Annotated in this window: 1 protein-coding gene and 1 pseudogene; both read left to right on the forward strand. The window is 73.9% G+C overall.

All coding sequences use genetic code 11. The annotated features are described in order from the left end of the window. Positions 1-1,299, forward strand: a 1,299-nt coding sequence (locus H596_RS22505) for a phage portal protein (RefSeq protein WP_037302079.1), incomplete at its 5' end; no start/stop codon positions are given. A 49-nt stretch (positions 1,300-1,348) separates the two neighbouring features. After that, positions 1,349-1,830: pseudogene (locus H596_RS0118820) on the forward strand (prohead protease/major capsid protein fusion protein); the annotation flags it as partial.

Below are 1,830 nucleotides of genomic sequence, written 5' to 3' on the forward strand. Positions count from 1 at the left end.
CTCTGGACCGGCAACGCGGTCGGCGCCGGCATCACGACGCGCTGGCCCGACGATGCGCACAGCCGGGCGTGGCAACGTTGGGCGGAGGGCACCGTCTGCGACGCCGAGGGGCGCCTCGATCTCTACGGCCTGCAGGCGGTGGCGATGCGGGCGGTGGTCGAGAGCGGCGAATGCTTCGTTCGCTTCCTCCTCGCACCGCCGTCGCCTGCCAACCCGATCGGCCTGCGGCTGCAGGTGCTGGAGAGCGACCACCTGGACACGGCGCGGAACGGGATGGTCGAGGGCGTGCCGACCATCCAGGGCATAGCGCTCGGCGAGGCCGGCGCGCCGATCGGCTACTGGCTGCACAGCGTGCATCCGGGCGCCGCCTGGATCCTGCCCGGGACCACCCGGCAGAGCAGCCAGCGCATCCCGGCATCAGAGGTGCTTCACGTTTATCGTAAGCGCCGCCCCGGCCAGCTGCGCGATGTCTCCTGGCTGGCGCCGGTGCTGCTGCGGCTGCGCGACCTCGGCGACTACGAGGCCGCCCTGCTGATGAAGGCCAAGATCGAGGCCTGCCTCGCCGCCGTCGTCACCGAGGAGAGTGACGAGGCGCTGACCGGCGCCGCCGCCGGCCTGCTGCGCGACGCCCAGGGCCGGGCGGTTGAGAGCTTCGAGCCGGGGATGATCCTGTATCGCCGCGGCATGGGCTCGGTGGAAGTCGTGAACCCCTCCGGGGGCGGCAGCCACGCCGCCTTCGCCCGACGCGCCCTCGAGGCCGCCGCGGTCGGCGCCGGGCTGACCTACGACCAGGTCTCGGGCGACCTCACCCAGGCGAACTACTCCAGCCTCCGCGCCGGCAAGATTGAGTTCCGCCGGCTCTGCGAGCAGGTGCAGTACGGGATGCTCATCCCGATGCTGGTGCGACCCATCGCCGAGCGCTTCCACGCGCAGGGCGCGCTGCTCGGGCTCTGGGGTGCGGAGATGCCGGACGGCGTCAGCCACGTGCCGCCGGCGCACGAGATGATCGACCCGCTCAAGGACACCACCGCCCTGATCGCCCAGGTCAGGGCCGGCTTCGTGCCGCAGCCCGAGGCGGCGGGGGCCTTCGGCTACGACTTCCGCGCCGCGGTGGAGATGATCCGCGAGGCCAACGCCCTGCTCGACGAGGCCGGCCTCGCGCTCGACACCGATCCGCGCCGGGTCGCGAAGTCCGGCGCGGCGCAGGACGCCGCGCAGATGGCCGCGGTCGAGATCGCGGCGACGGGCGCGGCGGCTCCGCTGCGGCAGCCGCCGGCGGGTCAGGCGGAGCCCGGCTGAACGTCGCCTGTCCACAGGTCATCCCGGCCTTTTCCCCAGGGATATCCACATGATCGACACCACTGAGCCAGGCGGCAGCGATGCCGCGCCGGAGCCTGCTGCTGCGCCCACCGCAGCGGACCTTCCGCTCGTGGCGCAGCGTGCCATCACCGCACCGGTCACCGTCGATCGCGCCGCGCGCACCGTCGAGGTGGTGTGGTCGACGGGTGCCCGCGCCCGCAACTTCGTCCCGGCCCTCGGCCTGATCACCGAGGAGCTGGAGATGTCGCCGAACGCGGTGCGGATGGAGGCGCTGCGCTCCGGCCGCGCCCCGGTGCTCGACACCCACCGCCGCGGCGGCGCGCGCGACGTGCTCGGCCGCGTCACCGCCGCCCGCCTCGAGCGCGGCCGCGGCTACGCCACGCTGCAGTTCAGCGCCGCCGCCGACGTCGAGCCGGTCTGGCAGCGCATCGCCGACGGCACGCTGCGGGCGGTCAGCGTCGGCTATCGCGTGCACCGCTACGAGCCGCGGCCCGATCCCGCCACCGGCGA

The organism is Rubritepida flocculans DSM 14296, from assembly GCF_000425365.1.
GTDB classification, from domain to species: domain Bacteria; phylum Pseudomonadota; class Alphaproteobacteria; order Acetobacterales; family Acetobacteraceae; genus Roseococcus; species Roseococcus flocculans.